Genomic DNA, 18,314 nt, shown 5'->3' with positions numbered 1-18,314 from the left:
GAGCCTGTTCCGCGACGACGGCATCGTGCCCCGCACCCAGCGGCCGGGTGCGGTGGACCGCGCCGTGCCGCGGTCCCGGCGGGCCGCCGTCCCCGGCGGTGTGCGATGAGTCTCTTCCGGGACGACGGCGTCGTCCTGCGGACCCAGAAGCTCGGCGAGGCCGACCGCATCATCACGCTGCTGACGCGCGGGCACGGACGGGTGCGGGCCGTGGCGCGGGGCGTGCGGCGGACGAAGTCCAAGTTCGGGGCCCGCCTCGAACCCTTCTCCCACGTCGACGTGCAGTTCTTCGCGCGGGGCAGCAGCGAGCTGGTCGGACGCGGGCTGCCGCTGTGTACACAGAGCGAGATCATCGCCCCGTACGGCGGCGGGATCGTGACCGACTACGCCCGTTACACGGCCGGGACGGCCATGCTGGAGACCGCCGAGCGGTTCACCGACCACGAGGGCGAACCGGCTGTGCAGCAGTACCTGCTGCTCGTCGGCGCGCTGCGGACCCTGGCCCGCGGTGAGCACGCCCCGCACCTCGTCCTCGACGCGTTCCTGCTGCGGTCGCTGGCCGTCAACGGGTACGCCCCCAGCTTCGGCGACTGCGCCAAGTGCGGGATGCCGGGACCCAACCGGTTCTTCTCCGTCGCGGCAGGCGGCTCCGTCTGCGCCGACTGCCGGGTGGCCGGCAGCGTCGTACCCTCGCCGCAGACCCTGGTCCTGCTAGGCGCGCTGCTCACGGGAGACTGGGAGACGGCGGACGCGTGCGAGCCGCGGCACGTCCGCGAGGGCAGCGGGCTGGTGTCCGCCTATCTGCACTGGCACCTGGAGCGCGGGCTGCGCTCACTCCGGTACGTCGAGAAATAGTCCCAGAAGCAGCAGCGCAGAAGCAGCAGTACGGAAGCGACAGCAGCAAGCGAGAGTCAGAGGAGACGAGAGGCACATGGTCGTACGCGGGTTCCTGGGGCGGCAGCGTCGGGAGTACAGGACGCCGGAGCCGCACCCGTCCGGCGCGCGCCCGCCGAAGCTCCCGGGCGAGCTGGTCCCCGAGCATGTGGCGATCGTCATGGACGGCAACGGCCGCTGGGCCAAGGAGCGCGGGCTGCCGCGCACCGAAGGACACAAGGTCGGCGCGGAGCAGGTCCTCGACGTGCTGCAGGGCGCGGTCGAGATGGGTGTGCGCAACATCTCGCTGTACGCCTTCTCCACCGAGAACTGGAAGCGCTCACCCGACGAGGTCCGCTTCCTGATGAACTTCAACCGGGACTTCATCCGCAAGACCCGTGACCAGCTCGACGAGCTCGGCATCCGGGTGCGCTGGGTGGGCAGGATGCCCAAGCTGTGGAAGTCGGTCGCCAAGGAGCTCCAGATCGCCCAGGAGCAGACCAAGGACAACGACCGTCTCACCCTGTACTTCTGCATGAACTACGGCGGCCGGGCCGAGATCGCGGACGCCGCGCAGGCACTGGCGGAGGATGTGAAGGCGGGGCGTCTCGACCCCTCCAAGGTCAACGAGAAGACCCTCGCGAAGTACCTGTACTACCCGGACATGCCGGACGTCGACCTGTTCCTGCGGCCGAGCGGCGAGCAGCGCACCTCCAACTACCTGCTCTGGCAGAGCGCGTACGCGGAACTGGTCTTCCAGGACGTGCTGTGGCCGGACTTCGACCGCCGTGACCTGTGGCGGGCGTGCGTCGAGTTCGCGTCCCGGGACCGTCGTTTCGGCGGCGCGGTCACGAACGAGGAACTCCTGGCCATGGAGGGAAAGACTTCGGACACGGAGGTCACTTCCTAGCCCGCCTTCAAGGCGAGCTGCGCCCCGGTCGCCAAGGTCAGCAGGTTCTACGATCTGAACGAACTGGAACGGTGCTTCGGCAGGTCGTGAGGCGGTGGGCTTTCAGGTTCGGCCGCGTACTTCCGGCCCGTCCGGCGTCTGAGGACGAGGCCCTTCCGGGGCCGAAGGGGGGTCCGGGGGTACCGGGGTCCGGGGGGTACAGCCCCCAGGGCCGGTCATCCCTGCCGACCCCCACCGCTCAGCCGCCGGAGGCACCCGCGCAGTCGGAACACGTACCGAAGATCTCCACCGTGTGGGCCACGTTCACATAGCCGTGCTCCGCGGCGATCGCCTCGGCCCACTTCTCCACCGCCGGGCCCTCCACCTCCACTGCCTTGCCGCAGACGCGGCAGACGAGGTGGTGGTGGTGCTCGCCGGTGGAGCACCGGCGGTACACCGACTCGCCGTCGGAGGTGCGCAGGACGTCGACCTCGCCCGCGTCGGCGAGGGACTGGAGGGTGCGGTAGACCGTGGTCAGACCCACCGAGTCGCCCTTGTGCTTGAGCATGTCGTGCAGATCCTGGGCGCTGCGGAACTCGTCGACCTCGTCGAGCGCGGCCGCCACGGCGGCACGCTGCCGGGTGGAACGGCCCTTCACGGGCGGTCCAGCGGTTGTCACCGTTGCCTCCTCACGTCTGCGGTTTGCGGGGCCATTGTGCCAGCCCCGGCTGTGCGCGGTCAGACGCCGACCTCGTCCCCCGATGCCCGGGTGGCCGGAATCGCGCACTCCGCCGGGTCGCCGCCGGGGTGCGCCGCCGCCAGCGCGCGGGCGCGGCGGCGGGCCAGGGGAGCGGCCAGCACGCTCAGCGCGACGAACGCGCCGATGGTCAGCAGGACGATCGTCGCACCGGGCGGGACGTCCTGGTAGTACGAGGTGACGGTACCGCCGATGGTCACCGTCACGCCGATCGCGACCGCGATGGCGAAGGTGGCGGCGAAGCTGCGGCTGAGCTGCTGGGCGGCGGCCACCGGGACCACCATCAGGGCCGACACCAGCAGCAGGCCCACCACCCGCATCGCCACCGTCACGGTGACCGCCGCCGTGATCGCCGTCAGCAGGTTCAGCGCCCGGACCGGCAGGCCGGTCACCCGGGCGAACTCCTCGTCCTGGCTGACGGCGAAGAGCTGGCGGCGCAGGCCCAGGGTGACGACGACCACGAAGGCCGCGAGCAGGCAGATCGCCGTGACGTCCGACTCGGAGACGGTCGACAGCGACCCGAAGAGGTACGACGTGAGGTTCGCGTTCGAGCCGCCCGGCGCGAGGTTGATGAACATCACGCCGCCGGCCATGCCGCCGTAGAAGAGCATGGCGAGGGCGATGTCACCGCGGGTCTTCCCGTACCAGCGGATCAGTTCCATGACCACCGCGCCGAGGACCGAGACGGCCGTCGCCATCCACACCGGGGACCAGGACAGCAGGAAGCCCAGACCGACGCCGGTCATCGCGACATGGCCGATGCCGTCGCCCATCAGGGCCTGGCGGCGCTGGACGAGGTAGATGCCGACGGCGGGGGCCGTGACGCCGACCAGGACGGCGGCGAGCAGCGCCCGCTGCATGAAGGCGAAGTTCAGGAGGTCCATCAGCTCAGCAGTCCCGTGCGGATCGGTTCGGCGCCCGCGGGTGCGTGCGGGTGTACGTGGTCGTGGCCGGGCAGCGCGTGCTGGCCGACGGCCGGTGTGGGCGGGCCGTCGTGCAGGACGCAGCCGTCGCGCAGGACGACCGCCCGGTCGATGAGGGGCTCCAGGGGTCCCAGTTCGTGCAGGACGAGCAGGACCGTCGTACCGGCCGCGACCTGCTCTTTCAGCGTCCGCGCCAGGACCTCCTGGCTGGCCAGGTCGACGCCCGCCATCGGCTCGTCCATGATCAGCAGCTCGGGTTGGGCGGCCAGCGCGCGGGCGATGAGTACGCGCTGGTGCTGTCCGCCGGAGAGGGCGTCCACGCTGTCCCTGGCCCGGTCGGCCATGCCCACGAGTTCCAGGGCGTGCCGTACGGCCTCCCGGTCGGCCTTGCGGAAGACGCCGAAGCGGGTGCGGGAGAGGCGGCCCGAGGAGACGATCTCCGTCACCGTGGCCGGGACCCCGCCGGCGGCCGTCGTGCGCTGCGGGACGTATCCGATGCGCGCCCAGTCCCGGAACCGGCGCCGAGGGGTGCCGAACAGCTCGACCTCGCCGGCGCTGATCGCGACCTGCCCGATCACGCTGCGTACGGCGGTCGACTTGCCCGAGCCGTTCGCGCCGAGCAGGGCGACGACCTCACCGCGCCGCACGGTCAGGTCGATGCCCCGCAGTACGGGCCGCGAGCCCAGTTCCGCCCGGACCCCGCGCAGCGAGATGACGGACTCCGACGAGACGGGTTCTGACGAGACGGGTTCTGATGAGACGGACTCCGCCGAAACGGACTCCGCCGAAACGGACTCCGATGAGACGGACTCGGCCTTCGCGTCGGTGACGCTCGCGTCCATGACGCCCTCCGTAGAGATCACTTCGTGCCCAGGGCTGTCTGCAGCGCCTTGAGGTTCGCCTGCTGGACCGAGAAGTAGTCCTTGCCCCGGGACTTCTCCGTGATGCCCTCGATCGGGTCGAGGACGTCGGTCTTGAGGTTCGCGTCGGAGGCGATGGTCTTCGCGGTCTTGTCGCTGACGAGCGTCTCGTAGAACACGGTCGTGACGCCGTCGGCCTCGGCCATCTTCTCAAGCTCCTTCACGCGGGCGGCGCTGGGCTCCGACTCGGGGTCGAGGCCGCTGATGGCCTCCTCGGTCAGGCCGTAGCGCTCGGCGAGGTAGCCGAAGGCGGCGTGGGTGGTGACGAAGACCTTGGTCTTCGTACGGGCCAGCCCGTCCTCGAACTCCGTGTCGAGGGCGCCGAGTTTCTTCACGAGGGCCGCGGTGTTGGTCCTGTAGTCGGCCGCGTGGTCCGGGTCGGCCTTCTCGAAGGCCTTGCCGACACCCTCGGCGACCTGGGAGTAGCGCACCGGGTCGAGCCAGATGTGCGGGTCGAGGCCGGCCGGCTCCTCGTTCTCGTGGTCGTCGTGCGCGGCCGCGTGGCCGCCGACCTCGTTGCCGTGCTTCTCCAGGGTGGTGAGGGAGGCCGCGTCGATCTTGGTCTTGACCTCGGACTGGGCCACCGCGTCGTCGACGGAGGGCTGGAGGTTCCTGAGGTAGAGCACCGCGTCGGACTCCTGGAGCGCGGCCGTCTGCTTGGCGCTGATCTCCAGGTCGTGCGGCTCCTGGCCGGGCTGGGTGAGGCTGGTGACGTGCACATGGTCCCCGCCTATCTGCTCGGCGAGGAAGGCCATCGGGTAGAACGACGCGACGACGTCGAACCTGCCCGTGTTGGCCGCGGCCGCGCTGTCGGTGGAGCAGGCGGAGAGGGTGCCGAGGCCGAGGGCGGTGGCCGCGGCGACCGCGGTGCCGGATATGAGTCGTCGTCGTACGTTCATGACAGTCATTTTCAACAAATATGGAAACCGTTGTCAACAAGCCCCGGTAACGGCTGGGTAAGGGTCTGGGCAGGGATCCGATGTGGTTGAGGGGGAGTCCCCGCCGGTACCCTGAAGTCTTCTCTGGAAGCGCATCTCGCTTCGTCGCCCGTCGTCGTTATGAAGAGAGCACCGTGGCCGCCGACAAGATCGACACCATCGTCAGCCTGAGCAAGCGCCGTGGCTTCGTATTCCCCTGCAGTGAGATCTACGGCGGCCAGAAGGCCGCCTGGGACTACGGACCGCTCGGTGTCGAGCTCAAGGAGAACCTGAAGCGCCAGTGGTGGCGCTACATGGTGACGTCGCGCGAGGACGTGGTCGGTATCGACTCGTCCGTCATCCTGGCCCCCGAGGTCTGGGTGGCCTCCGGCCACGTCGCCACTTTCTCCGACCCGCTGACCGAGTGCACCTCCTGCCACAAGCGGTTCCGCGCGGACCACCTGGAAGAGGCGTACGAGGCCAAGCACAACCGCCCGCCGGCGAACGGCCTCGCGGACGTGAACTGCCCCAACTGCGGCAACAAGGGCCAGTTCACCGAGCCCAAGCAGTTCTCGGGTCTGCTCTCCACCCACCTCGGCCCCACGCAGGACACCGGCTCCATCGCCTACCTGCGCCCCGAGACCGCCCAGGGCATCTTCACCAACTTCGCCCAGGTGCAGACCACTTCGCGCAAGAAGCCGCCGTTCGGCATCGCGCAGATGGGCAAGTCCTTCCGCAACGAGATCACGCCCGGCAACTTCATCTTCCGCACCCGCGAGTTCGAGCAGATGGAGATGGAGTTCTTCGTCAAGCCGGGCGAGGACGAGACGTGGCAGGAGTACTGGATGGAGCAGCGCTGGAACTGGTACACCGGCCTGGGCATGCGCGAGGAGAACATGCGGTGGTACGACCACCCCAAGGAGAAGCTCTCCCACTACTCCAAGCGCACCGCCGACATCGAGTACCGCTTCCAGTTCGGCGGCAACGAGTGGGGTGAGCTGGAGGGCGTTGCCAACCGCACCGACTACGACCTCACCGCGCATTCCAAGGCCTCCGGCCAGGACCTCTTCTTCTTCGACCAGGAGGCCGGCGAGCGCTGGACGCCGTACGTCATCGAGCCCGCGGCCGGTGTCGGCCGCGCGATGCTGGCGTTCCTGCTCGACGCCTACATCGAGGACGAGGCGCCGAACGCCAAGGGCAAGCTGGAGAAGCGGACGGTCCTGCGCCTCGACCACCGCCTCGCGCCGGTGAAGGTCGCGGTCCTGCCCCTCTCCCGCAACCCCGAGCTGTCGCCGAAGGCCAAGGGTCTCGCCGCCGCGCTGCGCCAGAACTGGAACATCGAGTTCGACGACGCCGGCGCCATCGGCCGCCGCTACCGCCGCCAGGACGAGATCGGCACGCCGTACTGCGTGACCGTCGACTTCGACACCCTGGACGACAACGCCGTCACCGTCCGCGAGCGTGACTCGATGAAGCAGGAGCGGGTGTCGCTCGACCAGATCGAGGGCTACCTCGCCGCCCGCCTGATCGGCTGCTGACCTCACTTCTCGACCGAACACCGGTGCCGGGTCCCTTTCGAGGGGCCCGGCACTTGTCATTCGCGGTGGTCCCGGCGCTGGTGGCCGCGCATCAGCACATTGGCGTCCGTCTCCGCGCTGTGGTCGTGCGTGGCCCGGGCGCTCTCCCGTCTCGACGCCAGGCCGTCGCACTCCGCGCAGTCCGGCTCCGGTACCGGCGGGCGGGGCGTGCCGATGCCGACCATGAACGGCGCGTCCGTCCGGGCGCGCCGGTTCGCCGCCCGTACGCCCGCGCTCAGCCGTTCCTCGGCGGTCGCCGGCCGCAGTCCCGCGGGGTCCGCCTGCCACTCCCGGCCGCCGCCGACGGGCCGCAGCATCGCGTAGGGCCCGGACCGGTCCTGGTACTCGCCGACCTTGTCCGTCGCGGGGTCGTAGAGCAGAGCCCCTGGCTCGTGCTGCATGTCATTCGCTCCTTTCACCCAACTTCCTTACGAAATGTAACAGTTGGGCTACTCTGGGTTGTGGGGGTCGTCGACAGAATGGCCTCTCGGCGGGGCCGACGCGCCGTTGACGTGGGGTTCTTCGATGTCTGGCGGCGTTAGTTCCATAAATTCCAGAGGGAGAGTGCGATGCCGCCGAGGCGGGTGATCACGGGCCGTAGCCAGGAACCGCGGCAACGGTTCGCGGAGGAGTTGCGGTTTCTGCGGCACGAGAAGCGCGTGAGCCTGCAAAAGCTGGCGGAGGTCGTCGGCTGGGATCCGTCCCAATTCGGGAAGCTGGAGACAGGGCGCACGCTGGGCAGCCCGGAGGTCGCCCAGGCGCTCGACCAGTACTACGGGACGCCGGGGTTGTTGCTTGCGCTCTGGGAGTTGGCGGTCTCCGACACCTCGCAGTTCATGGAGCAGTACCGGCGGTACATGTCGCTGGAGGCTGAGGCGGTGGGCCTGTGGCACTACAGCGTGAGCAGGCCGCCGGGGTTGCTCCAGACGCCTGGATACGCGCGGGAGGCGCTCGCGGCGGGCGGTCTCAAGGACGACGAACTGGAGCAGCAGGTCGAGGCCCGCGTCGGTCGACGGAAGGTGCTCGAGGAACCTGACGCGCCACCGTTCCGCGCGATCCTTTCCGAGGCGGTACTGCGTAACACACTGCGCGACCCGGGTGAGTGGCGGCAGCAGTTGGAGTACTTGGTGGCGGCGGCGGAGCGTCCCGCCATCACCATCCACGTGCTGCCGTTCGGCAAGGGCCTGCATGCCCTGGACGGCAGCGCCATGATGTTCCTTCGCCTTGCGGAAGGGCGGACCGTGGCCTACACCGAAAACGATCTGAGGGGTGAACTCATCGAGGAATCAAGCAGGGTTGAGGGCCTGCACCGCACTTATGATTCGGTACGTGACCTGGCGCTGAACCCGGCCGAGTCGCGGACGTTCATCTTGCGGATGTTGGAGGAAGTGCCGTGCGGGCCATCGACCTGAGCAGTGTCACTTGGCGCAAGAGCTCCTACAGCAACTCAAGCGGCGGCGAGTGCCTCGAAGTCGCCGACCACCACCCCTCCCTCGTCCCGGTCCGGGACAGCAAGGACCCGGGCCGGGGTGTGCTGGCGTTCGGTCCGGTGGCCTGGGGCCACTTCGTCGGTGCTTACAGGTCGACGTCCATGTAGAGCGCCGCGTGGTCCGAGGCCGCGTTCAGTTTCGAGGTCACGGTGTCGAAGGACTTGATGCCGTTCTCGAAGATGCCACGGGTCTCCAGGCCGACGTGCTGCACCTCGGGCCACAGCTCGGGCGAGAGCAGCAGATAGTCGAGCTTGTCCCGCTCGCTCTTGCACTCCCCGTGCGTGCCGGGGAGGCCGCGGTAGGCGTGGTGACTCATCACGTCCCGCAGCCCGGTGTCCCGGAGGACCGTAGCCGAGTCGCTGTCCGGGTCGTCGTTGAGGTCTCCCGCGACGATGACGTGCGGGGTGCGCTCCAGCGCGGCCCGGTAGATCTCCGCGACGCGCTTCGCCTGGGCCAGCCGCAGCTCCGGGTCGTCGTGGAACTTGCTCTTCAGGTGGTTGCCGAGCATCACCAGGGGCGTCCCGTTGAGCCGGATCTCGAACTCGGGGCAGTCGCGGCTGAAGAGGCGCTGGTCGGGACGTTCGGGGTGGGTGTCGAAGATGTGGGACCGGACGGACGTGATCGGGTGCCGGCTGAGAATCCCGATGTCGATGCCCCGGCTGTCGTTGCCGTCGATCAGTAGCGCGTAGGGGTACGGCCGCCTGCCGAGCGCCCCGGCCAGTACCTGCGTGTTGAAGCGCTCCAGGGTGAGCCGGTCCTCGACCTCCACGGTGAGCAGGATGTCCGCGTCGACCTCCGAGACCACCCGGCCGGTGTTGCGCACCACGTCCAGGTCGAGGTCGTCCTGCCCCAGTTCGGCCCAACCGGACCACGAGGCACGGCCCTTGGCGGTGACCTCGACCTTGGTGTTCTTTCCCGACCCGGACGTCTTGAACAGCCCGGAGTCCTTACCCGGCCGGGACTGGTTGATGAAGATCGACGGCGGCGGGTTCTTCGGATCGGTGTCGTACGCCCGGTGCTTCTCGATGAGCCGGGCGATCTCGGCCTTGTCCTCGTCCCGGTACGCGAGCAGGTCGAGGAGGGTGACCAGGGCGGCGAAATCGTCGAGGATCTCCTTGCGCTCGGCCGGGTCCGTGAGGCGGAAGGCCGTGGGGCGGCGGAAGAGGTTCTCCATGTTGAACGTGCCGATGCGGATGCTCATGGCAGGCCTCCATGGCGGCGCGGAAGGGCCGCTCGGCCGGTGGCAGGCGCCGCCGAGGTGACTGCGCACCGACATCTCCCATTGTCCTCGGAGTACCCATCCCGTCGACCGGACGAATGGCAGATGACAGATGACGGATGACAGATGTTGAAATCTGTCATCCGTCATGCGAGGCTGGTGTGCATGACGATGCGAACACGTTCCCTCGGTACCACCGGTCCCCAGGTCTCCGCCCTCGGCCTCGGCTGCATGGGCATGTCCGCGCTGTACGGCGACGCCGACCGGGCCGAGGGGATCGCGACGATCCACGCTGCCCTGGAGGCGGGCGTGACGCTGCTGGACACCGGCGACTTCTACGGCATGGGCCACAACGAGCTGCTCATCGGCGAAGCCCTCCGCTCCGCTCCCGCCGCCCGTCGCGAACAGGCGCGGATCAGCGTGAAGTTCGGCGCCCTGCGCGACCCGGACGGCGGCTGGAGCGGCTACGACGGCCGCCCGGGAGCCGTGAAGAACTTCGCCGCCTACTCCCTCCAGCGCCTTGGCGTCGACCACATCGACGTCTACCGCGTCGCCCGGCTCGACCCCGACGTACCGATCGAGGAGACGGTCGGCGCGATCGCCGAACTGGTCGAGAAGGGGTACGTCCGGCACATCGGCCTCAGTGAGGTCGGCGCCGAGACGATCCGCAAGGCCGCCGCCACCGCGCCGATCGCCGACCTCCAGATCGAGTACGCGCTGATCTCGCGCGGCATCGAGAGGTCGATCCTGCCGGTCACCCGGGAGCTGGGGATCTCCATCACGGCGTACGGCGTGCTGTCGCGCGGGCTGATCTCCGGGCACTTCACCGCCGACCGCAAGCTCGCCGCGAACGACTTCCGGGCCCACTCGCCCCGCTTCCAGGGCGACAACCTCCAGCACAACCTGAACCTGGTGGAGGCGCTGCGGAAGATCGCCGAGCAGAAGGGCGTCTCCGTCGCGCAGATCGCGATCGCCTGGGTGCTGGCCCAGGGCGAGGACATCGTGCCGCTGATCGGCGCCCGGACCAGGGAGCGGCTCGCGGAGTCGCTGGGCGCGCTGGACGTCGTACTGGACGCCGCCGACCTCGCCGCGATCGAGGACGCCGTCCCGGCCGACGCGGCCGCCGGTGAGCGCTACTCGGCCGCCGCGATGGCCCACCTCGACAGCGAGCGCTGAGCTCCGCTCCAGGTACGGTCTGAACATGTCACCGACCACCGAGACCCTGACCGCCGAGCGCATCCTCGAGGCGACCGAGGACGTGCTGCGCCGCCACGGCCCGGCCAAGGCCACCGTGGTCGACGTGGCCCGTGCGCTCGGCGTCAGTCACGGCAGCGTCTACCGGCACTTCCGGACGAAGGCGGCGCTGCGCGCGGCGGTCACGAAGCGGTGGCTGGACCGTACGTCCGAGACCCTGTCCGCCATCACCGCCGACGAGGCACGCGCCCCGGAGACCCGGCTGCGCGACTGGCTCGCGGCGCTCTTCGAGGCCAAGCGGCGCAAGGCCGGCGACGACCCCGAGCTGTTCGCCACGTACATGGTGCTGACCGGGGAGACCGGCGAAGTGGTCGACGAGCACCTCGCCGACCTGACCGGCCAGCTGACCCGGATCGTCGAGGCGGGAATAGCGGCCGGCGCCTTCACGGCCGCCGACCCGGGGACCGCCGCCGCCGCCGTCTTCCAGGCCACCGGCCGCTTCCACGACCCCGGCTACCACCGGGTGTGGGAGCGGCCGGGCGCCCAGGAGGACTTCACGGCGCTGGTGGACCTGCTGCTGCGCGGGCTTCGTGGAGCGGTCTGATGTCGCCGACGATCCGCCGCGCCGTCATCCCCGCCGCCGGGCTCGGCTCCCGGCTGCTGCCCCTCACCAAGGCGATCCCCAAGGAGATGCTCCCGGTCGGGGACAAGCCGGTGATCGAACACACCGTGCGCGAGCTGGTGGACTCGGGCATCACCGACATCACCATCGTCGTCTCCGGCGGCAAGAGTCTGATCCAGGACCACTTCCGTCCCAACCCCGCCCTCGTCGAGCAGCTTCGCGCCGACGGCAAGGCCGCCTACGCGGACGCCGTCCAGGAGGTGGAGGAGCTGGCCCGCAGGGGTCACATCACCTATCTGGACCAGCGCGGCCCGTACGGCAACGGCACCCCGGTGCTGAACGCCGCCCGTTCCTTCGGCGACGAGCCGGTCCTGGTGCTGTGGCCCGACGACGTCTTCGTCGCCGAGACGCCCCGCGCCCAGCAGCTGATCCGCGCCTACGAGCAGACCGGCTGCCCCGTGCTGGCCCTGCTGCCGATGGACCCCGCCGACTCCCAGCGCTACGGCGTTCCCGTCGTCAAGGAGGACCTCGGCGACGGGACCCTGCGCATCACCGGCCTGGTCGAGAAACCCGACCCGGGCCTGGCGCCGTCGTCGTACGCGGCCATCGGCGGCTATGTCATCACCCCCGGCATCATCGACGAACTGCGCGAGCAGACCCGCCGCTGGTACGAGCACCGGACCGGTGAGATCTACCTGACCGACGCCATCAACGCCTACGCCCATGGCCGCGCGGTCTACGGCCAGGTCATCCAGGGCCGCTGGTACGACACCGGCAACCCGGCCGACTACCTCGTAGCCCAACTGGCCCACGCCCTGGCCCACCCCGAATACGGCCCCGTACTCCGGGGACTGGTCAGCGACCTCGACGCCAAAGACGCAGGGCGCCGAGCAGGTGGGTGAGCACCCTCGGATTCCCGCCGTGCACCGCCAGAAGTCCCGCACCAGCAGGGTCGGGGTCGGGTTCGTCATCGCCACCTGCGTGAGCAGGATCGTCACCCTGCCCGTCTGCGGGACGATGTGTGCCGTCGTCCCCGTGCCGCCGACTCAGCCGTAGCGGCCGGGGACGTTCCAGGGTCGACGGGGGAGACGTCGACCCCGCCGCCCCAGCCCCAGCCCTGGCCCTGGACCTCCAGGAAGAGCGATTCCAACTCCCGCAGCTCCACCGTGAGGTTTCGGGCCCGCCGAAAGTCATCGCGACTCGCGGCCCTTGGTGGGGTCCACCGTCGCCTGGTGCGCCTCGGTGAGGTGTTCCTCCGCCTTCAGCCAGGGCAGGAACTGCGCCCCCTTGCGCCAGCCGCAGGTCTCACAACTGATCGTCCGCTGCACGCCCGCGCGCCGCACCCTGACGACATGTTCCCGCCCGTGCTGGTCCCAGCGGCTCACCTTGCTCGTGTTGATCTCCAGCACGACGCCTCCCGATATCCCGGCCAGCAAGGAGTGTGCAGCATTACCAACATCAACAGGGCTTTCCGCCTGCCGAGTTGACCGAGCCGTGCCCGGGCCCGGCCGGGGAGGCCCGCGTCACCCCACCTTGCGCGGCAGCCGCAGGCTCAGCAGTCCCGTCACGAGGACCCCGCCCAACTGCACGGCCAGCGTGGTGACCAGGGCGTTCCGCATGCCCATCCCCGGGACCAGGGAGAGGAAGAGGGTGCCGAGGGTGGCCACGCCCAGCGCCAGCGAGGCCTGCTGGGTGGTCACCATCACACCGCTGCCGACGCCCGCGCGGGCCGGCGGCACCTCGGACATCACGATCCGCATCACGACGGGCAGTTGGAGCGCCTGCCCCGCACCGGCGACCGCCGCGCCCGGCAGCAGCTGGACGAAACCGATGTCCGGCCAGTCGGCGCGCACGGTCAGCAGGAGGAGGACGACGCCCAGGCCCTGGAGCACCGCGCCCGCCGTGACCACCCGGGAGCCGAACCGTGCCACCAGCCGGGGTCCGGCCAGCGAGACGAGGAAGAACGCCAGGGCCATCGGCGCGAGCGCGAGACCGGCCGGCACCGGGCCGAGTCCCGCCCCGCTCTGCAACGCCACGGCGATGACGAACATGAAGCCGCTGAAGCCGATCGAGAAAGGCACCATGAGCGTCAGACCGCGCCGCAGCGGGGTGAGCGCGAACAGGCTCGGCGGCACCAGCGGGGTACGGCCCTGCCGGTCGGCCCGCCGCTCCACCGCGATGAACGCGCCCGCCACCAGTGGAAACGCGGCCAGCGACAGCCACGTCCACAGCGGCCAGCCCGCCGCCCGGCCCTCCGTGAGCGGGGCGAGCAACGTCAGCAGGGCGGCGGCGAGGAGCACGGTGCCGGGTCCGTCCACGGGCTCCGGGTGCTGCGAACGCGTCTCCGGGACGGCCTTGACGGCGAGGACGAGCCCGACGACCACGACGGGGACGTTCACGAGGAACACGGACCGCCAGCCGCTGCCTGCGAGGTCCGCGGCGACCAGTACACCGCCCAGGATCTGGCCCGCCACCATGGACAGCCCGGCGGTCGCGCCGTACAGGCTCATCGCCTTGGCGCGACGCGGCCCCTCGGTGGACGACTGGATGGTGGCGAGCACCTGAGGAACCATCGCGGCGGCCGCCGCGCCCTGCGCGACCCGCGCCGCGACCAGCGACCACGCGTCGGGGGCGAGGCCGCAGGCCAGCGAGGTCAGACCGAAGGCGGCCATGCCGCCGAGGAAGAGCCGACGCCGGCCGAACAGGTCGCCGAGCCGGCCGCCCAGCACCAGCAGCACGGCGTACGCGAGCCCGTACCCGGCGACGACGAGTTCGAGGACGGACTCGCTCGCGGCGAGGTCCCGGCCCATGGAGGGCAGGGCGACGTTGACGATGAAGAAGTCGATCAGGGGGAGTGCCGCGGCGAGCAGCACGGTGAACAGCCCGAGCGGGCCGAGGGAGTGGGCCGGTGCCGGGGCGCGGGCGCCCTGCGGGAGGGTGGTCGTGGTTGTCTGGGTCACGCTGCCGAGCCTGCGCCGCTCCTCAGACGGGTACCAGAGTCTCCTTATCCTGGTAGAAGCACTACCTGGCAACAGGATCCGGATGGCGGCAGGCTGGAGGCATGACGACGATGGCCCAGCGGGCGACGACGACGGCCCAGCGGGTGGCGAGCGTCACGGCGGGCACGACACCGGGCGTCACGGCGGGCACGACACCGGGCGTGACGGCGGGCACGACACCGGGCGTGACGGCGGGTGGTTCGGAGATCCGGCGTCATGAACTGGCCGCCTTCCTGCGCAGCCGCCGTGAGCGGATCACGCCCGAGCAGGTCGGTCTCCCGCGCGGAGCGCGCCGCCGCACCCCGGGGCTGCGCCGCGAGGAGGTCGCCCATCTCTCGGCGGTGGGCGTCACCTGGTACACCTGGCTCGAACAGTCCCGGGACATCCAGGTCTCGGTCCAGGTCCTGGACGCCCTCGCCCGCACGCTGCTGCTGGACCCGGGCGAACGGGCCCACCTCTTCCAGCTCGCCGCCGCGACCGACCCGACCCCCGCCTCGTCGTGCACCGGGGTCACCGACGCCGTACGCGAGATGCTCGACCAGCTCGACCCGTTGCCCGCCTGCGTCCAGAACAGCCGCTACGACATCCTGGCCTACAACCGCACCTACGCCCATCTGCTCTGCGACCTCGACGCGATCCCGCCCGAGGACCGCAACTGCATGATCCTCATCCACACCGACCCGCAGTGGCGCGAGTCGATCGTCCACCTCGACGAGAGCATGCGTCTGATGGCCGCGAAGCTCCGCGCCTCCATGGCCGGCCATCTCACCGAGCCCGCCTGGAAGATGCTGGTCAAGCGGCTTCAGTCGGAGTCCACGGAGTTCCGCGAGAACTGGGAGCGTTACGAGGTCGTCGCGACCCGCAGCAAGACCAAACAGTTCCGCAACCCGCACGTCGGCCGCCTCGACCTCACCCACACCGACCTCTGGCTGAGCCCGGAACTCGGGGCGCGCCTGGTGACGTACACACCGGTGGACGAGGCGTCACGGGAGGGGCTGGAGAAGCTGTACGCGTTCGCCAAGCAGCCGCTTTCCCCTTCCACTTCCACCAGGACCGCCGAGAGCGGGCTCAGGCGCTGACGCTCGTCGCTTCCTGGATCTCCGGGGCCTCCAGCCGCTCGGCGGTCCGCTCCGCCGTCCGCCGTGCCCATGCCCCGGTGGTCACGGCGCCCAGGACGAGGACGACGAGGCCGCAGCCCGCGAGGATCCACCAGCCGGGGACGGAGGCGGAGACGAAGGTGTCCCGGTAGGCCGAGGCGCTCACGCCCGCCGCCAGGACGGCGCCGATCACCGCGACGCCCAGGGTGTGGCCCAGCTGGCGGCTGGTGGAGGCGACCGCCGCCGCGACCCCCGCCTGACCGCGCGGCATGCCCGACACCGCCGTGTTCGTGATCGGCGCGTTCACGAAGCCGAAGCCCACGCCGAACAGCACGTACCCGAGGAACAGCGTCACGTCGGAGGTCTCCGCCTCGAACACGGCGAACAGCAGCCCGCTCGTCGTGATCGCGGCGCCCGAGATCAGCAGCGGCAGCCGTGGTCCCCGGCTGCCGACCAGCCGCCCGGACAGCGGGGCGCACAGGAACGTCGGTACGGCCATGGGCAGCATCCACAGCCCGGCGTGCAGGGCGTCGAGGCCCCGGACGTTCTGGAGGTACAGCGTGGACAGGAACAGGAACCCGCCCAGCGCGGCGAACGCGCTGACCGCCACCACGGTCGCCCCGCTGAACGGTGCCGAGCCGAAGAAGCGCAGGTCGATGAGGGGCTCGACGCGTCGACGTTCGTACCGGACCAGGCCGATCAGAGCGGCAAGGGCCACCGCCGCGAAGGGGGCGCTGACCGACGCGCCCGCCTCCGGCGCCTGGATGATCGCGTAGGTGAGGGGCCCGAAGAGGGCGATGACCAGCAGCTGGCCGACCGGGTCGGGGCGGCGGGGCTCGGGCGCGCGGGACTCGGGGACGTGGCGCATGGTCGCCAGCAGGGCCACCAGGCCGACCGGCAGGTTGATCCAGAAGATGGACCGCCAGCCGACGGACTCCACCAGAAGGCCGCCCAGCAGCGGGCCCGCGGCCATCGAGATGCCCACGACCGCGCCCCACACCCCGATCGCCCGGGCCCGCTCGCGCGGGTCGGTGAACGTGTTGGTGATGATCGACATGGCGACCGGGTTCAGCATCGAACCGCCGACCGCCTGCACCATCCGGGCCACGATCAGCAGGTCCAGGTTCGGAGCGAGCGAGCACAGCAGCGAGCCGAGCGCGAACACGACCAGCCCGGCCATGAAGACCTTCTTGCGGCCGATCCGGTCGGCGGTCGATCCCGCGAGCATCAGCAGCACGGCCAGCACGAGCGTGTACGCGTCGATCGTCCACTGGAGGCCGGCGGTGGAGGCGTGCAGATCGCTCTGCATCGCGGGCAGGGCGACATTGAGAACGGTGACGTCGAGGCTCACGATCAGCAGGCTCATACAGCAGATCGCGAGGATCAGGAGACGTCGGCGAGGGCTGAGCTCGGGCATGCGTTCCATCGTACGCCGATATCAATAGTGCGCCTAACTAATGGTCACTACATGGTCTGCCGGTGGCCGTGCCCGTCACGGGCGGTCGGAGGCCACCATGGACGGCCGGGGGCGGTCGGGGAAATGTGCGGCCGGGCACGTCGCCCGATGCGTGACAATGGGTGGATGCCCACGACCGCGCCCACGCAGCACTCGACCCTCCGGATCGGCCCGCACACCGTCACCCCGCCGGTGATCCTGGCCCCCATGGCCGGGATCACCAACGCTCCCTTCCGGACCCTGTGCCGGGAGTTCAGCGGAGGCAAGGGCCTGTTCGTGAGCGAGATGATCACGACCCGGGCGCTGGTCGAACGCAACGAGAAGACCATGCAGCTGATCCACTTCGACGCGACCGAGAAGCCGCGCTCGATCCAGCTGTACGGCGTCGACCCGGCCACCGTCGGCAAGGCCGTCCGCATGATCGCGGAGGAGGGCCTCGCCGACCACATCGACCTCAACTTCGGCTGCCCGGTCCCCAAGGTGACCCGCAAGGGCGGCGGCTCCGCGCTCCCCTACAAGCGCCACCTGCTGCGGGCGATCGTGCGGGAGGCGGTGAGCGGGGCCGGCGACCTCCCGGTGACGATGAAGATGCGCAAGGGCATCGACGACGACCACATCACCTACCTCGACGCCGGCCGCATCGCCGTCGAGGAGGGCGTCACCGCGATCGCGCTGCACGGACGCACCGCCGCCCAGCACTACGGCGGCACCGCCGACTGGGAGGCGATCGCCCGCCTGAAGGAACACGTCCCGGAGATCCCCGTCCTCGGCAACGGCGACATCTGGTCGGCCGAGGAAGCGCTGCGCATGGTGCGCGAGACGGGCTGCGACGGCGTGGTCGTCGGCCGTGGCTGCCTCGGCAGGCCGTGGCTGTTCGCCGACCTCGTGGCCGCCTTCGAGGGCCGGACGGAGGCCATCGCCCGCCCGTCCCTGCGCGAGGTCGCCGAGGTGATGGTCCGGCACGCCACGCTGCTCGGCGAGTGGATCGGCGACGAGCCGCGCGGGGTCATCGACTTCCGCAAGCACGTCGCCTGGTACCTCAAGGGCTTCGCCGTCGGATCCGAGATGCGCAAGCGACTGGCCATCACCTCGTCCCTCGCCGAACTCCGTGCCGGTCTCGACGAGCTGGACCTCGACCAGCCCTGGCCCACCGGCGCCGACGGCCCCCGCGGCCGCACCTCCGGCAACAACAGGGTCGTGCTGCCGGACGGCTGGCTGAAGGACCCGTACGACTGCGCGGGCATCAGCGAGGACGCGGAGCTGGACACCTCCGGCGGCTGAGGCGCCGCCGAGCACCCGGGAGTCGGGTGCTCAGCCGCCGAGCATCAGGGAGTCGGGTGCTCAGCGTCGGGGTGCCCGGGTGCCCTGGTGTCGAGTGTCG

General features: G+C 70.3%; 19 protein-coding genes and 1 pseudogene. 10 read left to right on the top strand and 10 right to left on the bottom strand.

Annotated elements, in window-relative coordinates:
* Positions 1-105 precede the first annotated feature (105 nt).
* Together recO and ACFWBB_RS07685 are read left to right on the top strand one after the other, a co-directional pair.
* Positions 106-855: a DNA repair protein RecO gene (gene recO / locus ACFWBB_RS07690; RefSeq protein WP_385268169.1), complete on the top strand. Its 750-nt coding sequence runs from the start codon at positions 106-108 to the stop codon at positions 853-855.
* A gap of 76 nt (positions 856-931) precedes the next feature.
* A complete protein-coding gene (locus tag ACFWBB_RS07685; RefSeq protein ID WP_385268167.1) occupies positions 932-1,783 on the top strand; it encodes an isoprenyl transferase in 852 nt (283 codons plus the stop codon).
* A 238-nt stretch (positions 1,784-2,021) separates the two neighbouring features.
* On the opposite strand, the gene ACFWBB_RS07680 is transcribed toward ACFWBB_RS07685, so the two are convergent.
* The 4 genes from ACFWBB_RS07680 to ACFWBB_RS07665 are packed head-to-tail and all read right to left on the bottom strand — an operon-like array spanning position 2,022 to position 5,261.
* On the bottom strand, positions 2,022-2,441 hold the full coding sequence (locus ACFWBB_RS07680) for a Fur family transcriptional regulator (protein ID WP_028806487.1): 420 nt from the start codon (positions 2,439-2,441) through the stop codon (positions 2,022-2,024).
* A 59-nt stretch (positions 2,442-2,500) separates the two neighbouring features.
* Positions 2,501-3,403, bottom strand: a complete 903-nt coding sequence (locus ACFWBB_RS07675) for a metal ABC transporter permease (RefSeq protein WP_385268164.1) — start codon at positions 3,401-3,403, stop codon at positions 2,501-2,503.
* On the bottom strand, positions 3,403-4,284 hold the full coding sequence (locus ACFWBB_RS07670) for a metal ABC transporter ATP-binding protein (protein WP_385268162.1): 882 nt from the start codon (positions 4,282-4,284) through the stop codon (positions 3,403-3,405). Before ACFWBB_RS07670 ends, ACFWBB_RS07675 begins: the two co-directional genes overlap by 1 nt.
* A 17-nt stretch (positions 4,285-4,301) precedes the next feature.
* Positions 4,302-5,261, bottom strand: coding sequence for a metal ABC transporter substrate-binding protein (locus ACFWBB_RS07665; protein ID WP_385268160.1), 960 nt, complete (start codon positions 5,259-5,261; stop codon positions 4,302-4,304).
* A gap of 173 nt (positions 5,262-5,434) precedes the next feature.
* On the opposite strand from ACFWBB_RS07665, the gene ACFWBB_RS07660 reads away from it, so the two are divergent.
* Complete coding sequence (locus ACFWBB_RS07660; protein ID WP_385268158.1) at positions 5,435-6,817, top strand: glycine--tRNA ligase; 1,383 nt, start codon at positions 5,435-5,437, stop codon at positions 6,815-6,817.
* 56 nt (positions 6,818-6,873) lie between these two features.
* Here ACFWBB_RS07660 and ACFWBB_RS07655 read toward each other — a convergent pair whose 3' ends face one another.
* On the bottom strand, positions 6,874-7,257 hold the full coding sequence (locus ACFWBB_RS07655; RefSeq protein WP_385268156.1) for a hypothetical protein: 384 nt from the start codon (positions 7,255-7,257) through the stop codon (positions 6,874-6,876).
* A gap of 168 nt (positions 7,258-7,425) precedes the next feature.
* Between ACFWBB_RS07655 and ACFWBB_RS07650 the strand changes: the two genes are divergently transcribed.
* Both ACFWBB_RS07650 and ACFWBB_RS07645 read left to right on the top strand, forming a co-directional pair.
* Entirely contained in the window at positions 7,426-8,268 is an 843-nt protein-coding gene (locus ACFWBB_RS07650; protein WP_385268154.1) for a helix-turn-helix domain-containing protein, read from the top strand.
* Positions 8,250-8,453, top strand: coding sequence for a DUF397 domain-containing protein (locus ACFWBB_RS07645; RefSeq protein WP_385268152.1), 204 nt, complete (start codon positions 8,250-8,252; stop codon positions 8,451-8,453). Before ACFWBB_RS07650 ends, ACFWBB_RS07645 begins: the two co-directional genes overlap by 19 nt.
* Here ACFWBB_RS07645 and ACFWBB_RS07640 read toward each other — a convergent pair.
* On the bottom strand, positions 8,432-9,547 hold the full coding sequence (locus ACFWBB_RS07640) for an endonuclease/exonuclease/phosphatase family protein (protein WP_385268150.1): 1,116 nt from the start codon (positions 9,545-9,547) through the stop codon (positions 8,432-8,434). The two genes, ACFWBB_RS07645 and ACFWBB_RS07640, sit on opposite strands and share 22 nt — an antisense overlap.
* Positions 9,548-9,730: 183 nt before the next feature.
* Here ACFWBB_RS07640 and ACFWBB_RS07635 point away from each other — a divergent pair, with 183 nt between their 5' ends.
* From ACFWBB_RS07635 to ACFWBB_RS07625, 3 genes are read left to right on the top strand one after another with little or no spacing between them, the layout of a single operon-like run.
* Positions 9,731-10,741 (top strand): aldo/keto reductase, encoded by a 1,011-nt coding sequence (locus tag ACFWBB_RS07635; RefSeq protein WP_385268148.1) that lies wholly within the window; start codon positions 9,731-9,733, stop codon positions 10,739-10,741.
* A gap of 25 nt (positions 10,742-10,766) precedes the next feature.
* Positions 10,767-11,363: a TetR/AcrR family transcriptional regulator gene (locus ACFWBB_RS07630; protein WP_385268146.1), complete on the top strand. Its 597-nt coding sequence runs from the start codon at positions 10,767-10,769 to the stop codon at positions 11,361-11,363.
* The gene (locus ACFWBB_RS07625; protein ID WP_385268144.1) at positions 11,363-12,283 is read left to right on the top strand and encodes a UTP--glucose-1-phosphate uridylyltransferase; all 921 of its coding nucleotides are present in this window, start codon (positions 11,363-11,365) and stop codon (positions 12,281-12,283) included. Before ACFWBB_RS07630 ends, ACFWBB_RS07625 begins: the two co-directional genes overlap by 1 nt.
* Positions 12,284-12,295: 12 nt before the next feature.
* Here the strand turns inward: ACFWBB_RS07625 and ACFWBB_RS07620 are convergent.
* The 3 genes and pseudogenes from ACFWBB_RS07620 to ACFWBB_RS07610 all read right to left on the bottom strand — a co-directional run.
* A pseudogene (locus tag ACFWBB_RS07620) lies at positions 12,296-12,555 on the bottom strand (serine hydrolase); the annotation flags it as partial.
* A gap of 16 nt (positions 12,556-12,571) precedes the next feature.
* Complete coding sequence (locus ACFWBB_RS07615) at positions 12,572-12,790, bottom strand: hypothetical protein (protein WP_385268142.1); 219 nt, start codon at positions 12,788-12,790, stop codon at positions 12,572-12,574.
* Between the two features lie 114 nt (positions 12,791-12,904).
* The gene (locus ACFWBB_RS07610; RefSeq protein ID WP_385268140.1) at positions 12,905-14,341 is read right to left on the bottom strand and encodes an MFS transporter; all 1,437 of its coding nucleotides are present in this window, start codon (positions 14,339-14,341) and stop codon (positions 12,905-12,907) included.
* 101 nt (positions 14,342-14,442) lie between these two features.
* Here ACFWBB_RS07610 and ACFWBB_RS07605 point away from each other — a divergent pair, with 101 nt between their 5' ends.
* On the top strand, positions 14,443-15,459 hold the full coding sequence (locus ACFWBB_RS07605; protein ID WP_385268138.1) for a helix-turn-helix transcriptional regulator: 1,017 nt from the start codon (positions 14,443-14,445) through the stop codon (positions 15,457-15,459).
* On the opposite strand, the gene ACFWBB_RS07600 is transcribed toward ACFWBB_RS07605, so the two are convergent.
* Entirely contained in the window at positions 15,449-16,894 is a 1,446-nt protein-coding gene (locus ACFWBB_RS07600; RefSeq protein ID WP_385268136.1) for an MFS transporter, read from the bottom strand. The genes ACFWBB_RS07605 and ACFWBB_RS07600 overlap by 11 nt on opposite strands.
* A 165-nt stretch (positions 16,895-17,059) precedes the next feature.
* Between ACFWBB_RS07600 and dusB the strand changes: the two genes are divergently transcribed.
* Entirely contained in the window at positions 17,060-18,214 is a 1,155-nt protein-coding gene (gene dusB, locus ACFWBB_RS07595) for a tRNA dihydrouridine synthase DusB (protein ID WP_385268134.1), read from the top strand.
* The last annotated feature ends 100 nt before the right edge of the window (positions 18,215-18,314 follow it).

It is taken from the genome of Streptomyces sp. NPDC060000, assembly GCF_042737375.1.
GTDB lineage: Bacteria > Actinomycetota > Actinomycetes > Streptomycetales > Streptomycetaceae > Streptomyces.
The sequence above is the reverse complement of the archived record's forward strand: the minus strand, read 5'-3'. Positions and strand labels throughout refer to the sequence as shown.

Bases quoted from the DNA above. Each gene is read 5' to 3' on its own strand.
- ACFWBB_RS07665 (WP_385268160.1), bottom strand. From the start codon at position 5,261: ATGAACGTACGACGACGACTCATATCCGGCACCGCGGTCGCCGCGGCC.
- ACFWBB_RS07625 (WP_385268144.1), top strand. From the start codon at position 11,363: ATGTCGCCGACGATCCGCCGCGCCGTCATCCCCGCCGCCGGGCTCGGC.
- ACFWBB_RS07605 (WP_385268138.1), top strand. From the start codon at position 14,443: ATGACGACGATGGCCCAGCGGGCGACGACGACGGCCCAGCGGGTGGCG.
- ACFWBB_RS07635 (WP_385268148.1), top strand. From the start codon at position 9,731: ATGACGATGCGAACACGTTCCCTCGGTACCACCGGTCCCCAGGTCTCC.
- ACFWBB_RS07675 (WP_385268164.1), bottom strand. From the start codon at position 3,403: ATGGACCTCCTGAACTTCGCCTTCATGCAGCGGGCGCTGCTCGCCGCC.
- ACFWBB_RS07655 (WP_385268156.1), bottom strand. From the start codon at position 7,257: ATGCAGCACGAGCCAGGGGCTCTGCTCTACGACCCCGCGACGGACAAG.
- ACFWBB_RS07640 (WP_385268150.1), bottom strand. From the start codon at position 9,547: ATGAGCATCCGCATCGGCACGTTCAACATGGAGAACCTCTTCCGCCGC.
- ACFWBB_RS07650 (WP_385268154.1), top strand. From the start codon at position 7,426: ATGCCGCCGAGGCGGGTGATCACGGGCCGTAGCCAGGAACCGCGGCAA.
- ACFWBB_RS07630 (WP_385268146.1), top strand. From the start codon at position 10,767: ATGTCACCGACCACCGAGACCCTGACCGCCGAGCGCATCCTCGAGGCG.
- ACFWBB_RS07600 (WP_385268136.1), bottom strand. From the start codon at position 16,894: ATGCCCGAGCTCAGCCCTCGCCGACGTCTCCTGATCCTCGCGATCTGC.
- ACFWBB_RS07670 (WP_385268162.1), bottom strand. From the start codon at position 4,284: ATGGACGCGAGCGTCACCGACGCGAAGGCCGAGTCCGTCTCATCGGAG.
- recO (WP_385268169.1), top strand. From the start codon at position 106: ATGAGTCTCTTCCGGGACGACGGCGTCGTCCTGCGGACCCAGAAGCTC.
- ACFWBB_RS07685 (WP_385268167.1), top strand. From the start codon at position 932: ATGGTCGTACGCGGGTTCCTGGGGCGGCAGCGTCGGGAGTACAGGACG.
- dusB (WP_385268134.1), top strand. From the start codon at position 17,060: ATGCCCACGACCGCGCCCACGCAGCACTCGACCCTCCGGATCGGCCCG.